Genomic DNA, 14974 nt, shown 5'->3' with positions numbered 1-14974 from the left:
AGGGAACCTCGGGCTTGCTTGCGACTCGAATCTTCACCTTTCGTACAGCCCTGTGCGGACCAGCCGGTCCGCAGGGTTTCGGCGGCCCTTGAGCGGCTGTCGGGGCTCGGGTAATGTCGAGTAAATGCACAGGACAGAGCACGCCCATGACCTCCAAGCTGGAACAACTCAAGCAGTTCACCACCGTGGTCGCCGACACCGGGGACCTGGACGCCATCACCCGCCTGAAGCCGGTCGATGCCACCACCAACCCGTCGCTGCTGCTCAAGGCTGCTGCCATCCCGGGCTACGCCGACCTGCTCAAGCAGGTGAAGGCCGACGCCAAGGGTGATGTCGACCTGGCCTGCGACAAGTTTGCGGTGGCGGTAGGCTCGGGCATTCTCAAGGTCATCCCGGGGCGTATCTCCACCGAGGTGGATGCACGCCTGTCGTTCGATGAGCCAGCCCTGCTGAACAAGGCCCGTCAGCTGATCGCCCTGTACGAGGCGGCCGGAGTGGCAAAAGAGCGTGTGCTGATCAAGCTGGCCTCCACCTGGGAAGGCATTCGCGCCGCCGAAAAGCTGGAAAAGGAAGGCATCCAGACCAACCTGACCCTGCTGTTCTCCTTCGCCCAGGCCCAGGCTTGCGCCGATGCCGGGGTGTTTTTGATTTCGCCGTTCGTGGGCCGTATCTACGACTGGTACAAGAAGAGCACCGGCCAGGAATACGTGGGCGCCGAGGACCCAGGCGTGCAGTCGGTCACGCGCATCTACAACTACTACAAGGCCAATGGTTACAACACTGTGGTCATGGGCGCCAGCTTCCGCAATATCGGCCAGATCGAACAACTGGCCGGCTGTGACCGCCTCACCATCAGCCCCGAGCTGCTGCAGCAGCTGAGTGATGACCAGGGTGAGTTGCCGCAGGTGCTGAAACCGGGCAACGCCGGTGAAGCCAAGCAGCACCTGAACGAAAGCCAGTTCCGTTGGGCGATGAACGAAGACGCCATGGGCACCGAGAAGCTGGCCGAAGGTATCCGCCAGTTTGCGCGGGACCAGGAAAAGCTGGAGAAGTTGATGGCTGAAAAGGCCTGATACAGTTCGGGTTTGCCTGACGGGCGGGAAGTGTTCAGTATTTTCCGCCCGTTTTGTTTGCCACGCCTTAGTTGTGTATTGAATTCTCGGGCCTGNGCCCGCGAACAGGCCGCCATAGCCACCCGAGCTGTCGATGACCTCCCCTAACCCGTTGCCCCTCGTTCTCGCCGGCCCGATACTGCGCCGCCTGGAACCCCAGCGTCTGGCCGTCTGGCTGGTCACTACCCAACCGCTGCAGCCCGCGTTCGTCTGCCTGGCAAGCGAGGCCCACGTCGATTGCCAGGTGGTGCCGATTGGCCGGCATGCCTACGTTCACCTGCTGGACATCCAATTCGCCAGCCCCCTGCCCTGCAACCAGCTGCTCGACTATGACCTGCTGATCAATGGCCAGGGTATCGCCGACTGGGCGCCGCACTTGCTCTACCCGGGCGCCCAGCGCCCAAATCTGGTGCTGCGTGAGCGCCTCGAGCAGTTGCTGCACGGCTCCTGCCGCAAGCCGCACCACCCTGCTGCCGACGGCCTGCTGTGCGCCGACCGGCTGCTGCAGGCGTGCAAGAAGCCCGAAGACCGCCCGGCCGTGCTGTTGATGACGGGCGACCAGGTTTACGCCGACGATGTCGCTGGCCCCATGCTGCGCGCCATCCATAGCCTGATCTCGCGCCTGGGCTTGTTCGACGAGCAACTGGAGGGTGCGGTGGTAGCCGACAGCCAGGCGCTGTACCAGCACCCGGCCAGCTACTACCACCGCGCCGACCTGCTGCCGGCGCTGGAACGCAACGACACCCTGCGCGAGCGTTTTTTCGGCGGCAAGCGCAAGCCGATCTTCTCGTCCAGCAACGCCGACAACCACCTGGTGACCTTCGCCGAAGTCATGGCCATGTACCTGTTGGTGTGGTCGCCGGTGCCCTGGCAACTGGTGGACCTGGGCATCCCCAGCGGGCTCAGCGACGAGCATCAAGCCCGATACCGGCAAGAGCTGCCGCTGATCCAGGGGTTTGCCGACAATCTCGGTCAGGTGGCGCGGGTGATGGCTCACCTGCCCTGCCTGATGATCTTCGACGACCACGACATCACCGACGACTGGAACCTCTCGGCGCAGTGGGAGGAAACGGCCTACGGCCACCCATTCTCGCGAAGGATCATTGGCAACGCCTTGCTCGGCTACCTGCTCTGCCAGGCCTGGGGCAACAACCCGGACGATTGCAATCCGCTGATCAAGCAGTGCCAGGTGCTGACCCGCCAGAACCAGGATGAGCTGATTGGCGAGCTGCTGCGCTTCCAGGGTTGGCAGTTCAGCCTGCCTACACAACCACCGCTGCTGGTACTGGATACCCGCACCCGCCGCTGGCGCAGCGAAAGCAACCTGGCCAAGCCGTCCGGCCTGCTGGACTGGGAAGCGCTGAGTGAATTGCAGCAGGCACTGCTCGATCATCCCTCGGCAGTCATCGTGTCGCCTGCGCCGATTTTCGGGGTGAAGCTGATCGAGACGGTGCAGAAGGTGTTCAGCTGGCTGGGCTACCCGCTGCTGGTGGATGCCGAGAACTGGATGGCTCACCGCGGTGCAGCGCAGGTCATCCTCAATATCTTCCGCCACTCGCGCACGCCGGGGCACTACGTGGTGCTGTCGGGGGATGTGCATTACTCGTTCGTGTATGAGGTGCTGATTCGCCACCGCCAGCGCAGCCCGCACTTGTGGCAGGTGACCAGCAGCGGAATCAAGAACGAGTTCCCCCGGCGTTTGCTGGATGTGCTCGACCGGCTCAACCGCTGGTTGTATGCGCCACGCTCGCCGCTCAACTGGTTTACCAAGCGCCGAGAAATGGAGGTGGTGCCGCGTACGCCCAGCCACAGTAAGGCCGGGGAACGGCTGTGGAATGGTGCCGGGCTGGGACAGGTGTTTTTTGATGAACAGGGGCGGCCGGCGCGGGTGTATCAGCTGGATGCGGGCGGGGGTGAGGCTACAGAGTTTAAAAACCGGGAGCAGTGAGATTCAGAATTTTTACAGCCTGTGCCGGCCTCTTCGCGGGTAAACCCNGTGTTTGGGCGCAGGCCGTCGTAGGGGCGGGTTTACCCGCGAAGAGGCCGGCAAAGGCTATAGATCAGCCCCGCTCCAGCGCATTGACCAGATCATGGAAGGCTTCGCGGTTGGAGTCATTCAGGCCCATGAGGATCTTGTGCGCCTCCAGCACCTTGGAGCGCACCACCTCTTCATTCTGGTCCTGCGACGGCAAGTCGGTCAGGCAATCGGTGCAGGGAATCGGCCGATCGACAATGTTGAACACCTGATCGAAACCCATCGACTGCAATAGCCGTGAAATGTCCGGATTGGTAGTCACCACCGTCGGCAGCAGGCCCACCTTCTGCCGCGACAGGATCGACAGCTTCGCCAGCAGGCCCAGCGTGGTGCTGTCGATACTCTCGGTTTCAGTCAGGTCGATGACAATCGCCGAGAAGTTCAGCGCAGTGAAAATCTTCTCGATCGTCGCGTCCAGCGCCGAACACAGGGTCAGGCGCACTTCACCAACGAATTTCAGTACGAAGGTACCGCTCTGCTCGGCGAACTGAATTCTACCGGTACTCATTGAAGGTTCCTGCTCAACACCAATAGGGCGATATCATCCGGCATCTCCCCAAGCGTAGCCAATCCAAATCGTTGACGCAGCCCATCCAGACTGCCACCTGCTGCCTTGACGATCTCCGGCAAGGCGGCTTCTTTATCTTTGAGCGTATCACCCGGCAAAAGGTCCAGAATGCCATCGGACATCAGGCTGAGGCTGAACTGCGGGGGCAGCTCCACCACCAGGTCCTGGTAGGTGGCCTCATCGAACAACCCCACCGGCAGGCCGCGGCCTTCCAGGTAGCGGCAATGCTCGGGGGTGTACAGTACCGGCAACGGCAAATGGCCGCCGACAGCGTAGGTCAGCAGGCCGGACTCTTCGTCGATCACCCCGCCGACCATGGTGACGTGCTTGCCCAGCTTGCTGTTGATCAGGCCGCGGTTGATGTGGCTGAGCACTTCAGACGGCTTGAACTCACGCATCCTGCTGCGCTTGAGCTCGAACATGAGGCGCGTGGTCATGAATTTCAACAGCACGGTGACAAAGGCCGACGACGCCCCATGCCCGGATACATCGGCGAGGTAGAAAGCAATGCGCCGCTCGTCCACGCGGAAATAATCGACAAAATCCCCCGAAAGGTACAACGACGGGATGATCTGGTGCTCGAAGGCGAACTCGCCGGCCACCCAGGGGCTTTCCGGCAACATGTTCATCTGCACCTGGCGACCGGCGGTCTGGTCCTCCTGCAACAGGTGCAGGCTAGCCTCCAGTTCACGGTTGGCGGCTTCGAGCTTGTCGCGGTAGCGCTGGTTTTCCAGCACAAGGCGCGAGCGGTCGAGGGCGCGGCGCACCGAATGCTCGAGTACGGCCAGGTCTTCCAGCGGCTTGATAAGGTAGTCGGCGGCGCCCAGGCGCAACGCTTCCACCGCATCACTCATGACGCCGGCACCGGACACCACGATCACCGGCAACTGCGGCGCACGCTCGCTGACCTGACGGATCAGTTCGAGGCCGCCCATCTGCGGCATGCGCAGATCGCAGATCACGAGGTCGGGCTGGTGTTCTTCGAAGACCTGAAGCCCCTGCTGGCCATTACTGGCCTGGAGGACGCTGAAACCACTGTCTTCAAGGTAGGCGGCGAGGCTGGCACGGACCACGTCGTCGTCATCGATGATCAGCAGCGTTGCACTGGTTTTCTGCATGTGGGCGAACGGCGCCGATTTAGGTTGGTGCAGCGGTGTCGGCAAGGCAGACGGCCAGCTACGGGAATTCTTTATGGTCACACTCTACTTGAGTTGTAGGACAAGAACACCTGCCCGGCAACTGTCAGAGGTACCTTGTAAGGCGCAGACGGTACTCCCATCCGGCAGGGGTTTCAAGCATGCTGGGGTCGACCTCGCCGCTCTTTACAGGGCAAATCACCGGGAGTTATAAGAAAGTCGACCAGCGCAACCCGACGGGAAGGATGCAGCATGCCCCACACGCCCTCCAGCCATAGCGAAAAACGCGACTTCATTCGCATGCGCATCGACACCGAGGTCAGCCTTTTGCACGAAGGCCAGGTGATTGCGGCGGTGTGCCTGGACCTGTCCAGTGGCGGCATGCAGGTGCAGGCGCCGCAGCGCTTTCTGGTGGGTGATCTGATCGAGGTACGGATCGACTCCGACCATCCGGCGCTGAAGGGGCTGCATGCCAGCACCGAAGTGGTATGGATCGCCGACCAGCCGAGTGGGCAGCAGAAGTTCGGGCTGCGGATCCTGGCCATGCATTGATCCTGAGGCCGCTTTGCGGCCCCAGGTTCACAGATCAGAAGTCGTCTTCGACCTCGCCATCCTTCACCTTGAACTCGCGGTTTTGCAGGTAGGCATTACGAATGAAGATGTACTTGTCACCCTGAATCAGCTTTTCGGCCGAGAGCAGGCTGGCGCGGGTGTCGATCAGGTCCAGCGCAAAGATCGAGTTGCGCGTAGGCACGTGGTCGATGTAGCGATAGGGTTTGGTATAGGTGTCCGGGTACTTGGCCACACCGTCACGCACGGTGCTTGGGCCCAGCAGCGGGATGACCACATACGGCCCGCTCGGCACCCCCCAGTAGCCCAGGGTCTGGCCAAAGTCCTCGTCGTTGCGCTGCAGGCCCATCTTGGTACCCACATCGAAGAAGCCACCCAGGCCGAAGGTGGTGTTGACGATCAACCGCGCCGTATCCACGCCCGCCGCATGCGGCTTGAGCTGCAGCACGTCGTTGGCCAGGTTGGTCACGTCCCCCAGGTTGCGAAAGATGTTGTGGATGCCATCTTCGAGGAACTGTGGAGTGACCGCTTGGTAGCCCTTGGCCAATGGTTTGAGGGCATAGGTGTCGAGGGTATCGTTGAAGCGGAAGATCGGGCGGTTGACCGCTTCCCAGGGATCTTCCTCGGTGGCGGCCTGGGTGGCTGCCACGGGCGCCAGCAGCATGCTGGCACAGACACAGGCCTGGGTGACTCGTTCGATCACACTGGCACCGATCCTACGCATAGATGTTTCTCCATCGAATTTCTCGGCCGCAAGCGCAACAGGTCGCGCTGCTGTTAAGGCGGCAGTATAGAGACTTGCGGGCTGATAAACAGCCTTACACATTTTTGCTGAATATTTTGTGAACAACTGTTGCGCAGCGGCCGATGTCACAAGACGGTAACAATCAACGCATAGCCTTCGAACCATTTGGGGGAAGTTGCCATGGACACTGCGCCCGCCTTCACTGCTGTGCTGTTCGGCTTGCGCGGCTGCCTGGTGCAGGCTACCCATGGCGCGCCATCACCCGCCCCCGGCGCCCTGGCCACCCTTGCCAGCCTGCGTCAGCGCCAAGTGCCGTGCATCTGGCTGGATGACCTCAATACCGCGCAAAGCGAGCGCCTGGCCCATGTGCTGCCCGACTGGCTGCCAGGGCATGCGGTCAATGGCGTGCGCTGGCCAGCGCCGAACGCGTGCTGGCAGGCACTGATGGCGCTGGACAGCGAGCGCCTGGATGGCTGCGTATTGGTCAGCGGCGACCCCCGCCTGCTGCAGTCTGGCCTTAACGCCGGCTTGTGGACAGTGGGCCTGGCCGCCTGCAGCCCGTTATGCGACCGCACTTCTGCGCAATGGCAAGCCATGAGCCCGCAAGAGCAGGATCTGGCGCGTAGCAAGGCGACGCTGGCGCTATTCAGCCTGGGCGTGCACTCGGTGATCGACCATCTGGAAGCGCTGGACACCTGCCTGGTGGACATCGCCCAGCGCCGGCGCAAGGGTGAAAAACCCTGATACAGCAGCCTTGACGCGGATCATGCAAATCGCCAGCAGGTAGATTACCCTGAAGACAGGCCAGAACCTTTGCCACGCCGCCGAGGTCCATGGCTTGCCAAGCCATTGATGGAGAATAGCCAATGCCTGCCCGCGAATTGCAAGAGCGCCTGAACAGCTTGCGCGAGCAACTGGACCGCAACGTACCGCTTTCGGAAGAAGAGCTGGCCGCCCTGCACGAAGAGGCGCGCCAGATCGAGGCGCAACTGAAACTTGAGGAAGCCACGCCAGACAACAACCTGGTGGACGGCGTGAACCTGGCGATCGAACGCTTCGAGGCCGACCACCCCGACCTCACAGCCACCCTGCGCAGCATTGCCAACTCGCTGCACAGCATGGGGATCTGAAAGAGCGGGGGCCGCAAAGCGGCCCCCTGTATTACTGCCGTACCAGGCGTTTGTTATCCGGGCTGATCGCCCCGGTGCTGCGATACGGGTTGATGTCCAGCCCACCGCGGCGCACATAACGTGCATAGACCGTCAGGTGCTCCGGCTGCAGCAGATTCTTCAAGTCCAGGTAAATCCGTTCCACACACTGCTCATGGAAGTCGGCATGCTGGCGGAAGCTGATCAGGTAGGTCAGCAGGCTGGCGTGGTCCAGCGCCCTGCCCTTGTACTCAACCACCACGCTGCCCCAATCCGGCTGGCCGGTGACCGGGCAGTTGGACTTCAGCAGATGGCTATGCAGGGTTTCTTCCACCACCCGCGCCGGGTCGCAGCGCAACAGCTCTGGCTGCGGCTGCTCGTAGTTGCTGATGGCCACATCCAGTGCATCGATGCACTGCCCCGGTAACGCCACCACACCCTGGGCTTCAACCTCGGCCAAGGTGCGCACCTTCACCCCCACCGGCTTGCCGGCAGCGGCGGACAGGTCTTTTTCCAGGCATGCCTGCAACGCGTCCAGCGAGGCGAACACCGTCTGGTTCAGCGAGTTGAGGTACAGCTTGAATGACTTGGACTCGATGATGTTTGGCGAGTCCGCCGGGATGGCGAACTCGCCGATCGCCACCACCGGCTTGCCCGAAGGCAGCAGCCAGCTCAGCTCGAAGCAGTTCCAGTAATCCACCCCCTGCCAGGGCAAGGTCTGTGCAGTGACGCCCAGCTCGGCCCACTTGGCAGTACGCGGGATCGGGAACAACTGCTCCGGGGAGTAGGTGGCGATGTATTCGCTGGACTTGCCCAGCGGGGAATGTTCGGCAGCGGGATGCATGGAAACTGACCTAGAGGTTCGAAAATGCCCCTAGTCTACCGGTTTTGCACACCGCCTTGCAGGGCCAGTCACTCAATGGTCAATGCCCCCACCATACCCGCCTGGTAATGCCCCGGCACGTTGCAGGCAAACTCGATGGGCGCGGATTGGCGGAAGGTCCAGGTCAGTTCGGCGCGCTGGCCGGGCATGACCATCACAGTGTTGCCACCCCCGTGACCATGGCCGTCACCATGGTCCATCATTTGGCCGTGGTTCATCATCTTGCCGTGATCCATGCCTTCGTGGTTCATCGCCTCGGTGAACATCTTGCCTTGCATGGCGACCATTTCCTTCTGGTGTTCGGCATGCATGGCCTTGTCGCCCAGGTTGAATTCGTGCGGCAGCTTGCCCTCGTTGACCAGCACGAAGCGCACCGTCTCGCCGGCTTTTACCTGCAGGCTTTTTGGCTCGAAGGCGATGTCCTTGAGCACCACGTTGACCGTGCGGGTGGCCTGGGCCGCCGGGGCAGGCTCGCCAAAGGCGAAGCTCTGCGCCTGGCCAGCGAAAGCCGGCAGGCTGCCCAGGATAAGGGTGGCGGCAATGAACAGGTGTTTCATGATGACTCCGGGGTTACACAATCGGGATTAAGCCACATTAGCCGGGGGCGACTGGCAGTTACCTGACAGGCACATTACAACTTTGTCAGCTTGGGCGGGCCGGCACATCGTCACGTATCATTTCACCCATCCCATTGCCCCTGTGCTAGCAGTAAAGCGACGCCATAGGCTACGCACAACCTTTCAGAATATGGACAGTGCATGAAACTGCTGATCGTCGAAGACCAGGCCCGCACCGGCCAGTACCTTAGCCAAGGCCTGAGCGAGGCCGGCTTTGCCACCGAATTGGCTACCGATGGCGAGACCGGCCAGTTCCTCGCCCTGACCGGCGACCACGACCTGCTGATCCTCGACGTGATGCTGCCTGGCCGCGACGGCTGGCAGATTCTTCAGGCCGTGCGCCAGGCAGGCCTGGATACGCCAGTGCTGTTCCTGACCGCCCGCGACGCCGTCGAGGATCGCGTGCATGGCCTGGAACTGGGCGCCGACGACTACCTGGTCAAGCCGTTCGCCTTTTCCGAACTGCTGGCCCGGGTACGCAGCCTGCTGCGCCGTGGCACCAGCCCGAGCCAGGACACGACCCTGAGCCTGGCCGACCTGCGCCTGGACCTGATCCGACGCCGCGCCGAGCGCGCCGGGCTGCGCATCGACCTGACCGCAAAGGAATTCTCACTCCTTGAGCTGCTGCTGCGCCGCCAGGGTGAGGTGCTGCCAAAATCGCTGATCGCCTCGCAGGTGTGGGACATGAACTTCGACAGCGACACCAATGTGATCGAAGTGGCCATCCGCCGCCTGCGCCTGAAAATCGACGACCCGCACCCCAACAAGCTGATCCACACCGTACGCGGCATGGGTTACGTACTCGAAGAGCGCGCCGAGTGATACGCCGGATTTCCCTCGGCAGCCGCCTGGCCCTGCTGTTCGCCGCCTGCACGGCCACCGTCTCGCTAGGCGCCGGGCTGCTATTCAGCCGGGCCAGCGAGCAGCACTTCGTCGAACTTGACCAACAACTGCTGGACTCGCGCCTGTCCTTGTTTCGTACGCAACTGGCTGATGTCAGCACGGCTGATGAGCTCCAGGCCCGCCTGCCTGCCCTGCGCGATGAACTGAGTCACCAGGCCGACCTGGCCTTGCGTATCAGCGCCAGCAATGGCGCCACCTGGTTCGAAAGCCGCAGCGGGCTGCCGCAAGCAGCGCTGGCCACCGGGCTGGCCACCCTGCATGCGCAAGGCATCGACTACCGCAGCCTGTCCGTGCCCTTGAAACAGGGCACCATGCAGTCGCCGCGACTGACCCTGTACCTCGACATCACCCACCACCAGCACTTCCTGCAGGGCATGCAACGGCTGATCTGGCTGACGGTCGGCCTGTCGGCGCTAACCACCGCACTACTGGGTGCCTGGGCTGCCCGCAGCGGCCTGCGCCCATTGCGGCAGATGGGCCAGGTGGCCGCCAGCGTGTCAGCGCGTTCGCTCACCACCCGTCTGCCGGTGGCGCAGATGCCCGAAGAGTTGGCCGAGCTGGCCAGCAGCATGAACGCGATGCTGCAGCGCCTGGACGATGCCTTCCAGCGCCTGTCAGCGTTCTCGGCCGATATCGCCCACGAGTTGCGTACGCCGCTGTCCAACCTGCTGACCCACACCCAGGTCACCCTCACCCGCCCACGTAGCCTCGAAGAATACCGAGAGGCGCTGCATGGCAACCTGGAAGAACTGCAATGGATGGCGCAGATGATCAACGACATGCTGTTTCTGGCCAAGGCCGACCACGGCCTTCTGGTACCGGGGCACGCGCCTTTGGCGCTGCATGACGAGGTGGATGCACTGCTGGAGTACTACGCGCCTCTGGCAGAAGACAACGACGTGCAGATGCTGCGCGAGGGTGAAGCGGTGCTGCACGGCGACCAGCATATGCTGCGCCGGGCGCTGTCCAACCTGCTGGACAACGCCATGCGTTTTACCCCGGCAGGAGGACAGATCAAGGTGACCCTGGGGCCGGGGCCGACGATCAACGTGGCCAATACCGGGCTGGCTATCGACCCGGCGGCGCTACCGCGGCTTTTCGACCGCTTCTACCGGGTGGACCCGGCGCGGCGGGAAGGCAGCAGCGAGCATGCGGGGTTGGGCCTGGCGATTACCCGGTCGATCGTGCAGGCCCATGGCGGGTGCATACGGGCGGAGTGCGAGGGTGGGTGGACCCGATTCGTGATCGAGTTCGCTCAAGATCGGTAACCCTGGGGCGCTTTACGCCCCCAGGATCTCAGGCAAACATCAAACCGCCAGGCCAATCGCCGGCTGCACCTGCGACGCCCGGTAGGCCGGGTAAAGGGTCGCCAGGAAACTCATCACCAGGCCGGCGGTGCAGATGATCGCCACATCCCCCCACTGCAACTGCGACGGCAAGCTGCTGACGAAGTACACATCCGACGTAAAGATGTGCTGCCCGCTCACCCGCTCCAGCCAGCCGACGATCTGGCTCACATTGAACGCCGCAATCACGCCCAGTACGCCACCAATCAGCGTGCCGACAATGCCGATCAGGCTGCCCTGGACCATGAACGTGCCCATGATCTGCGCCGGCGTGGCGCCCAAGGTACGCAGGATGGCAATGTCCGGCCCCTTGTCGTTCACCACCATCACCAGGGTGGCGATGATATTGAACGCCGCTACCGCGATGATCATCATCAGCAACAGGCCGATCATGGTCTTTTCCATCTTCATGGCGCTGAACAGGCTGCCCTGGGTATGCGACCAGTCATCGGCCCGGTAGGCGTCCCCAAGCCCGACAGCAATCGCCTTGGCCACCTGCGGAGCGGCATACAGGTCGTGCAGCTTAAGGCGCACACCTTGCACCTGGCCCGGCGCCCAGCGCTGCATCTCAGCTGCATCAGCAACATGGATATAGGCCTGCGACCCATCCAGCTCGGCGCCGACCTTGAAGATGCCAACTACGGTGAGGCGCTGCATGCGCGGGGTGATGCCACCCGGTTCCTTGCTGATTTCCGGCACGATCAAGGTCAGCTTGTCGCCGGTGTTCAGGCGGAAGCGGCGTGCGGTCAGCTCACCGATAACCACACCGAACTCACCGGGCTGCAAGCCCTGCAGACGGCCCTGGACGATGTGCTGGCCAACGATGGAAACCTTGCCCTCCTCGGCCGGGTCGATACCACCCACCTGGATCGGCTGCATGGCGCCCTTGTACGACAGCATGCCTTCCATCTCGGTAATCGGCGCCACAGCCATCACCGCCGGATTCTTCATGGCGGCGTCGGCCACCTTGTGCCAATCGTCCAGCGGCTGCACGCCCAGGATGGCGGCATGCGGCACCAGGCCGAGAATGCGCGAGCTCATTTCGCGCTGGAAGCCGTTCATCACCGACAGCACCACGATCATCGCCAGCACGCCCAGCGACAGGCCGATCATCGAAGTCATCGAAATGAACGAGATGAAATGGTTGCGACGCTTGGCTCGGGTGTAGCGCGCGCCGATAAAGATGGGCAAGGGTCTGAACATGTACGAAATCACCCAATGGAAACAGGAAAACGGGGCAGCACCTGCCACCCCGGCAGTCGATCAGATGGCCACCAGGTGGCCATCGTCGAGCTTCAGCACACGGTCCATCTGCCGCGCCAGGTTGAGGTCGTGGGTGACCACCAGGAATGCCGTGCGCGAAGCGCTGGACAGCTCCTGCATCAGTTCCTGGATGCCTTGGGCGGTGTGGTGGTCGAGGTTACCGGTCGGCTCGTCGAGCATCACCAGGCCGGGGCGGTTGACCAGCGCCCGGGCAATCGCCACACGCTGGCGCTCGCCGCCGGAAAGCTCGGCTGGCTTGTGGTTCAAACGGTGGCCCAGGCCTACCCGTTTGAGCAGCGCCTCGGCACGCTCCCGGGCCTCGGGGATGGGCGTTCGGCCGATCAGCAGCGGCATGCACACGTTCTCGATGGCGGTGAATTCCGGCAGCAGGTGGTGGAACTGGTAGACAAAGCCCAACTCACGGTTGCGTAGCAGGCCACGGGCACGCTCGCCCAGTGCCGACAGCTCTTCGCCAGCCAGCCACACGCTACCCTGGGTCGGCCGGTCGAGGCCGCCCAGCAGGTTGAGCAAGGTACTCTTGCCCGAGCCGGAACTGCCAACGATGGCCACCCGCTCACCGGCCTGCAGTTCCAGGTTGAGCCCGGACAGCACCTGCACCGACTCCGGGCCCTCGTCGTAGGACTTGCCCAGGTTGCGGCAACTCAGAACGGCTTTATCACTCATGCGCGACTCACTCATAACGTAGCGCCTCTGCAGGCTGGGTGCGGGCCGCACGCCAGGCCGGATACAGGGTGGCGAAGAAACTCAGGACCAGTGCCGCACCGCAGACCATGTACACGTCCTGGGCCAGGATCTGCGACGGCAGGTAATCGATGAAGTACACGTCGGCGTTGAGGAACTTGTGGCCGATCAGTGTCTCGAGGCCGGCGATCGCCGCGCTCACGTTCAGGGCCGCGAAGATCCCGACGACGGCGCCGATCAGGGTACCGATCACCCCGATCACCGTGCCCTGGACCATGAAGATGAGCATGATCTGCCCGGGCGTGGCGCCCAGGGTGCGCAGGATGGCGATGTCGCCGCGCTTGTCGTTGACCACCATCACCAGGGTGGAAATGATGTTGAACGCCGCCACCGCCACGATCAGCAGCAACAGCAGGCCGATCATGGCCTTTTCCATACGGATCGCCTGGTACAGGTTGCCGTGGGTACGGGTCCAGTCACGGCTATAGAACTCCTGTTCGCCCAGCTGCTGGGCGATGCTCCAGGCTACGCGCGGCGCCTGGAACAGGTCGTCGAACTTCAGGCGCAGGCCCTGGACCTGGTCGGGCTTCCAGCGGTGCAGGCGGGACAGGTCGCTGATGTTGGTCAGGCCCAGGTAGCCGTCGATCTCCCCCGCGCCAACGTGGAAGGTGCCGACCACGGTGAAGCGCTTCATGCGCGGGAACATGCCGGCGGGGGTCACGCTGACCTCGGGGGCGACGAAGGTGAGCTTGTCGCCGATGGCAACGCCCAGCTTGGCCGCCGCCTTGTCGCCGATCATGATGCCCCACTCGCCCGGCGCCAACTGGTCCAGGCGGCCTTGCAGGACGAAGTTGTCGATGATCGACACCTCGCGCTCGCGAGCAGGGTCGATGCCGTTGAGCAGCACCTTCTGCACCTTGCCATCATGGGTCAGCAGGCCCTGCATCTGGGTGAACGGTGCAACCGCCACCACCTGCGGATTCTGCTTTACTTGTTGGGCAAGGGCCTGCCAGTCGGCAATGGGCTGGCCGCTCTCCAGCGTGGCATGGGGAATCATCCCCAACACGCGGGTGCGCATCTCGTGGTCGAAACCGTTCATCACCGACAGCACCACGATCATTACCACCACGCCCAGGGCGAGGCCGATCATCGAGGTCAGGGAAATGAACGAGACGAAGTGATTGCGACGTTTGGCACGGGTATAACGCGTGCCGATGAATGCGAAAAGAGGTCTGAACATGTCGGGGCTTGTTCGGATGAAAGGGAACGTCCTTGTGGCGAGGCGCCTACGGCGGCTTTACACTCGGACCACCGCCGCTACCTTGGGTTCGCCATGACGACATTAGACGAAGAAGATCGCCGCGAATACTACCGCATCGAAGATCGGATCGCACTTCAAATAAGCCCCCTTAGCGCGGCCGAAGCCCTTGAATCAGATGTGTTGCAAGATGATTCGCCGTTGTTCAACCTGCTCAGCGAGCTGCACCTGTCCGACTTCGAGTCGCAACACCTGTTGCGCCAGCTAAGCGACAAGGACCGCACCCTCGCCGCGTTCCTGCGGGCACAGAACAAGCGCCTCGACTTGCTCAGCGCGGTGGTTGCACAAACCCTGCTGGGCGAGGTCGGCGAGCCGCTGCCGGTGGTCATTTCCGAAGGCGGCATCGAATCCGCCCAAGCCACACAGATTGCCCCCGGTACCCGGGTGAAAGTGAAAATGGTGCTGATGCCGCGCGCCCATGGCCTGCTGCTGCGCGGCAAGATCACCCATTGCGACCCTCGCCCGGAGGGCGGCTTCGAGGTCGGCACCGAGTTCATCGACATGACCGACGCCCAACGACAACTGCTGGCGCGTTACATCCTGCAGCGCCAGCAACAGCAACGGCGCCAGCAGCTGGAACTGAACGACCCCGCCTCCTGAGCCAATTTCTCCCTGATTTGAAGGAACG

Annotated in this window: 16 protein-coding genes; 8 read left to right on the top strand and 8 right to left on the bottom strand. The window is 62.7% G+C overall.

Annotation, left to right across the window (positions count from 1 at the left end; genetic code table 11):
• Nucleotides 1–146 precede the first annotated feature (146 nt).
• Nucleotides 147–1073, top strand: coding sequence for a transaldolase (gene tal / locus ACTJJN_RS19315; protein WP_012053145.1), 927 nt, complete (start codon nucleotides 147–149; stop codon nucleotides 1071–1073).
• A 133-nt stretch (nucleotides 1074–1206) separates the two neighbouring features.
• Nucleotides 1207–3060, top strand: coding sequence for an alkaline phosphatase D family protein (locus ACTJJN_RS19310; RefSeq protein ID WP_012053146.1), 1854 nt, complete (start codon nucleotides 1207–1209; stop codon nucleotides 3058–3060).
• Nucleotides 3061–3172: 112 nt separating this feature from the next.
• Here ACTJJN_RS19310 and rssC read toward each other — a convergent pair whose 3' ends face one another.
• Entirely contained in the window at nucleotides 3173–3655 is a 483-nt protein-coding gene (gene rssC / locus ACTJJN_RS19305; protein ID WP_003248823.1) for an anti-sigma factor antagonist RssC, read from the bottom strand.
• A complete protein-coding gene (rssB, locus tag ACTJJN_RS19300; RefSeq protein ID WP_003248822.1) occupies nucleotides 3652–4833 on the bottom strand; it encodes a two-component system response regulator RssB in 1182 nt (393 codons plus the stop codon). The genes rssC and rssB overlap by 4 nt, the downstream gene beginning before the upstream one ends.
• A 270-nt stretch (nucleotides 4834–5103) precedes the next feature.
• Here rssB and ACTJJN_RS19295 point away from each other — a divergent pair, with 270 nt between their 5' ends.
• Nucleotides 5104–5403: a PilZ domain-containing protein gene (locus tag ACTJJN_RS19295; RefSeq protein WP_012053147.1), complete on the top strand. Its 300-nt coding sequence runs from the start codon at nucleotides 5104–5106 to the stop codon at nucleotides 5401–5403.
• A gap of 34 nt (nucleotides 5404–5437) precedes the next feature.
• On the opposite strand, the gene ACTJJN_RS19290 is transcribed toward ACTJJN_RS19295, so the two are convergent.
• Nucleotides 5438–6145, bottom strand: coding sequence for an MlaA family lipoprotein (locus ACTJJN_RS19290; protein ID WP_012053148.1), 708 nt, complete (start codon nucleotides 6143–6145; stop codon nucleotides 5438–5440).
• Between the two features lie 201 nt (nucleotides 6146–6346).
• Between ACTJJN_RS19290 and ACTJJN_RS19285 the strand changes: the two genes are divergently transcribed.
• Together ACTJJN_RS19285 and ACTJJN_RS19280 are read left to right on the top strand one after the other, a co-directional pair.
• The gene (locus ACTJJN_RS19285) at nucleotides 6347–6910 is read left to right on the top strand and encodes a hypothetical protein (protein ID WP_012053149.1); all 564 of its coding nucleotides are present in this window, start codon (nucleotides 6347–6349) and stop codon (nucleotides 6908–6910) included.
• A 122-nt stretch (nucleotides 6911–7032) separates the two neighbouring features.
• Nucleotides 7033–7296, top strand: coding sequence for a DUF4404 family protein (locus tag ACTJJN_RS19280; RefSeq protein WP_003248815.1), 264 nt, complete (start codon nucleotides 7033–7035; stop codon nucleotides 7294–7296).
• Between the two features lie 31 nt (nucleotides 7297–7327).
• Here the strand turns inward: ACTJJN_RS19280 and queF are convergent, their stop codons facing one another.
• Both queF and ACTJJN_RS19270 read right to left on the bottom strand, forming a co-directional pair.
• A complete protein-coding gene (queF, locus tag ACTJJN_RS19275) occupies nucleotides 7328–8158 on the bottom strand; it encodes an NADPH-dependent 7-cyano-7-deazaguanine reductase QueF (RefSeq protein WP_012053150.1) in 831 nt (276 codons plus the stop codon).
• Nucleotides 8159–8226: 68 nt separating this feature from the next.
• Nucleotides 8227–8754 (bottom strand): cupredoxin domain-containing protein, encoded by a 528-nt coding sequence (locus tag ACTJJN_RS19270; RefSeq protein WP_012053151.1) that lies wholly within the window; start codon nucleotides 8752–8754, stop codon nucleotides 8227–8229.
• 201 nt (nucleotides 8755–8955) lie between these two features.
• Here ACTJJN_RS19270 and cinR point away from each other — a divergent pair, with 201 nt between their 5' ends.
• Both cinR and cinS read left to right on the top strand, forming a co-directional pair.
• Nucleotides 8956–9636: a two-component system response regulator CinR gene (gene cinR / locus ACTJJN_RS19265; RefSeq protein WP_003248810.1), complete on the top strand. Its 681-nt coding sequence runs from the start codon at nucleotides 8956–8958 to the stop codon at nucleotides 9634–9636.
• A complete protein-coding gene (gene cinS, locus ACTJJN_RS19260) occupies nucleotides 9633–10985 on the top strand; it encodes a two-component system sensor histidine kinase CinS (protein ID WP_440781522.1) in 1353 nt (450 codons plus the stop codon). The genes cinR and cinS overlap by 4 nt, the downstream gene beginning before the upstream one ends.
• 39 nt (nucleotides 10986–11024) lie before the next feature.
• Here the strand turns inward: cinS and ACTJJN_RS19255 are convergent, their stop codons facing one another.
• Genes ACTJJN_RS19255 through ACTJJN_RS19245 form a run of 3 tightly spaced genes read right to left on the bottom strand, consistent with a single transcriptional unit; the run spans nucleotide 11025 to nucleotide 14268 of the window.
• Nucleotides 11025–12266 carry a lipoprotein-releasing ABC transporter permease subunit gene (locus tag ACTJJN_RS19255; RefSeq protein ID WP_440781521.1) on the bottom strand — a complete coding sequence of 414 codons (1242 nt, stop codon included), beginning with the start codon at nucleotides 12264–12266 and terminating at the stop codon, nucleotides 11025–11027.
• A gap of 60 nt (nucleotides 12267–12326) precedes the next feature.
• Nucleotides 12327–13010 carry a lipoprotein-releasing ABC transporter ATP-binding protein LolD gene (gene lolD / locus ACTJJN_RS19250; RefSeq protein ID WP_014753922.1) on the bottom strand — a complete coding sequence of 228 codons (684 nt, stop codon included), beginning with the start codon at nucleotides 13008–13010 and terminating at the stop codon, nucleotides 12327–12329.
• A 7-nt stretch (nucleotides 13011–13017) separates the two neighbouring features.
• The gene (locus ACTJJN_RS19245) at nucleotides 13018–14268 is read right to left on the bottom strand and encodes a lipoprotein-releasing ABC transporter permease subunit (RefSeq protein WP_234547401.1); all 1251 of its coding nucleotides are present in this window, start codon (nucleotides 14266–14268) and stop codon (nucleotides 13018–13020) included.
• Nucleotides 14269–14361: 93 nt separating this feature from the next.
• Between ACTJJN_RS19245 and ACTJJN_RS19240 the strand changes: the two genes are divergently transcribed.
• A complete protein-coding gene (locus ACTJJN_RS19240) occupies nucleotides 14362–14946 on the top strand; it encodes a PilZ domain-containing protein (protein WP_440781520.1) in 585 nt (194 codons plus the stop codon).
• Nucleotides 14947–14974 lie beyond the last annotated feature (28 nt).

The organism is Pseudomonas sp. 22515 (genome assembly GCF_052044625.1).
GTDB classification, from domain to species: Bacteria; Pseudomonadota; Gammaproteobacteria; order Pseudomonadales; family Pseudomonadaceae; genus Aquipseudomonas; species Aquipseudomonas alloputida.
Note: the sequence above shows the minus strand (reverse complement) of the source record. Positions and strands in the feature narration are given on the sequence as shown.